The sequence below is a fragment of the Helicobacter salomonis genome, from assembly GCF_017979425.1.
GTDB classification, from domain to species: Bacteria; Campylobacterota; Campylobacteria; order Campylobacterales; family Helicobacteraceae; genus Helicobacter; species Helicobacter salomonis.
Map to the genome: position 1 here is coordinate 1 of NZ_JAERIS010000045.1, position 3,198 is coordinate 3,198.

The following is a 3,198-nucleotide window of genomic DNA, read 5'->3' on the forward strand; positions in this document are numbered from 1 at the left end:
CCAAGAATACAGCAGAAATCCCAGCCTTGTAGAATTTTGCAGGGTTTTGTAGGATTTTATAGGTCTGTAAGAACGGTTTTACTCACTTGTTTGCCCCTATGGGGTGCACCCTATATCTACTTGGGAGGTGAGGCTAAGTACGCGCACCACTTTACCCATTTTGATTACGCCAACCCCAATGCCCCTAAGGGTGGGGTGCTCAAAAGCCATGCCATTGGCACTTTTGATAGCCTCAATCCCTTCTTGCTCAAGGGCACCAAGGCCAGCGGGCTGGATTTAGTTTATGACACCCTGCTCACCCAAAGTTTAGACGAACCCTTTAGCGAATACGCCCTCATTGCCAATGATGTCGAAGTTGCCCCCGATCATAGTTATGTGATCTTTGGCATCGATCCGCGGGCAAAATTTAGCGATGGCGTGCCCATCACCGCACATGATGTCAAGTACAGCTTTGAGACCATCACTCAAAAGGGCAGTCCAGTTTTTAAGCAGTATTATGAAGATGTCAAGGAAGTTATTGTCCTAGATAAGCAGCATGTTCAATTCACTTTTAAGACCACCACGAATACCGAACTACCTTTGATTTTGGGGCAGTTACAGGTGATTCCCAAACATTTTTTTGAAAAACATGGGTTTGATAAAAATCCTTTGCTTGTCCCCGTTTCCAGCGGCCCCTATGTGATCGAATCCTTTGATGTGGGCAAACGCATCACTTATGTACGCAATAAACACTACTGGGCGCGCAATTTGCCTTCCATGAGGGGTCAGTATAATTTTGATCGCCTCGTCTATGAGTATTATAAGGACGATTCGGTGGCATTGCAGGCGTTTTTAAGCGGGGCTTACGATTGGCGTTATGAGAGCACGGCCAAAGTGTGGGCGCGCGGGTATGTGGGCAAGGGCATTGAGCAGGGCAAGATTCACATGGTGCGCTTAGAGCATGCGCTGCCCGCTGGCATGCAGGGCTTTTTTATCAATACCCGTAGACCCCTTTTCAAAGACGCGCGGGTGCGTGAAGCGTTGTTTTACGCCTTTGATTTTGAATGGGCCAATCGTAATCTCTTTTTCTCCCAATACACCCGCTCGCCCAGCTATTTTAGTAACTCTGTCTTTGCCTCTAGCGGTTTACCCCATGGACAAGAGTTGCAGATTTTAGATCGCTACAAGAAGCAGTTAGACGCTTATGATCCACGGATTTTCACCAGCCCCTACATTATACCTCGCACAGATGGCGCGCCTAAGCTGGGGGAAAACTTGCGCGAAAATCTCAAATACGCCCAAAAACTCTTAAAAGAGGCGGGTTATGTGGTGTCTAACAACCGCCTCATCAACGCTAAAACCAAGCAACCCTTTACTTTCACGATTTTGCTCAAGGGTGCGGGTTTGGAGAGGCTTGCTCTAGCGTACGCACGCAATCTCAAAATCTTAGGGATTGAGGTGCGCGTACAAAGAGTGGATTTGAGTCAATATACCAATCGGGTCAAAAAATTTGACTACGACATGATTTCAGGGGTGATTGGGGAGTCTTTATTTCCGGGCAATGAGCAACGCTATTATTGGGGGAGCGCGAGCGCACAACAGGCGGGGAGTCGTAACTATTCTGGGATTGCTAATCCCGTGGTTGACAAGCTCATTGATGGAGTGATCAGCGCGCCCAATCGAGAGACTCAGATCGCCTATGTGCGCGCGCTCGATCGCGTGCTCTTGTGGGGCTTTTATGTCGTGCCCCAACTTTATAGTTCGAGTTTTCGCATTGCCTTTTGGGATAAAGTGGGCATGCCCAAGATTTCACCCCCCTATGGCTTTTCACCCACGCTGTGGTGGGATAAAAATTTGCAAAAGGGAGATTGAATGGCGCGCTACATTCTCAAACGGCTTTGGCTCATCATCCCAACCTTGCTAGGAATCATCACCATCAATTTTTTCATCATTCAAAGTGCCCCGGGTGGGCCTGTAGAGCAGATGATGGCCAAACTCAGCGGGACCAGTGACCAGGAGGCGAACAACACCTCTCTCAAAGAGAGGCAATTAAGTGAGAGCCGTTATAAGGGAGGGCAGGGCATGGACGCTGCACTCTATGCGCAGCTCACTAAACTCTATGGTTTTGATAAGCCCATTTTAGAGCGCTATGTGGACATGCTCAAAAAGTACTTAGTTTTTGACTTTGGGCAGAGTTTTTACCGCCAAATTAGCGTGATCGACCTCATCAAGGAAAAACTTCCTGTCTCTATTTCACTAGGCTTTTTTAGCACCTTGCTGATCTATCTGATCTCTATTCCCTTAGGCATTTACAAGGCTCGCCACAATGATTCTAATTTTGATGTGGCTAGCAGTGTGGCTGTGATCGTGGCGAATGCGATTCCCTCCTTTTTGTTTGCCATCATTTTAATTGTACTCTTTGCCTCGGGGACTTATTGGCAGATTTTTCCCTTAAAGGGCTTGGTGAGCGATGATTTTGCAACTTTGAGTGTGCTAGGCAAGATCAAAGATTATTTATGGCATATCATTTTACCGGTGCTGTGCATGAGTATTGGAGGGTTTGCTACTCTCACGCTGTTGGTGAAAAATTCTTTCTTAGACGAGATGGGCAAGCTCTACATTCTATGCGCGCGTGCCAAGGGGTGTTCTGAGGGGCGCATTTTTTATGGGCATGTCTTTAGAAATGCCATGCTCTTGGTGATCGCGGGTTTTCCTAGCGCATTCTTGGGGGTGTTTTTTAGTGGGAGTTTGCTCATTGAGATCATCTTTAGCTTAGATGGACTGGGTTTGCTGGGGTTTGAGAGCATTGTGAATCGGGATTACCCGGTGGTCTTTGCCTCACTCTACATATTCACCCTTTTGGGCTTGGTGGTGAATTTGATTAGCGATCTGACCTATAGCATTGTGGACCCCAGAATCGACTTTGAGAAAAGATAGGAGTTTAGATGGGTTTTAGAGTGTTCAAGCTCTATGGCTTGGCGTGTTTGTGGGTGTTACTAGCCCTGGGGATCTACATGGGGATCTTGTTTAAGCTACACCAGCGCGTGCTAGAACCCGTTGTGAGTGCCCCACCCCCGCCCCCAAAGCCTCAAGCCCCCCTGCCTCCTAGCCATGCACAAGAATCAACCCCTCCGCCTGTCCCAGCGCATGCGCGAAATCTACAAAAGCCTTGTTGTGCAAGGCAGGTGATTTGGAGTGGGCAATAGGATTGCCAAAGAC

The 3,198-nt window shown here is 47.9% G+C and carries 2 protein-coding genes; both read left to right on the plus strand.

The window, feature by feature from the left end; translation table 11 throughout:
• Window positions 1–90: 90 nt before the first annotated feature.
• A complete protein-coding gene (locus tag KCO92_RS07160; protein ID WP_104696120.1) occupies window positions 91–1,851 on the plus strand; it encodes an extracellular solute-binding protein in 1,761 nt (586 codons plus the stop codon).
• The gene (locus KCO92_RS07165; protein ID WP_104696119.1) at window positions 1,852–2,916 is read left to right on the plus strand and encodes a microcin C ABC transporter permease YejB; all 1,065 of its coding nucleotides are present in this window, start codon (window positions 1,852–1,854) and stop codon (window positions 2,914–2,916) included.
• The last annotated feature ends 282 nt before the right edge of the window (window positions 2,917–3,198 follow it).

Bases quoted from the DNA above. Each gene is read 5' to 3' on its own strand.
- KCO92_RS07165 (WP_104696119.1), top strand. From the start codon at position 1,852: ATGGCGCGCTACATTCTCAAACGGCTTTGGCTCATCATCCCAACCTTG.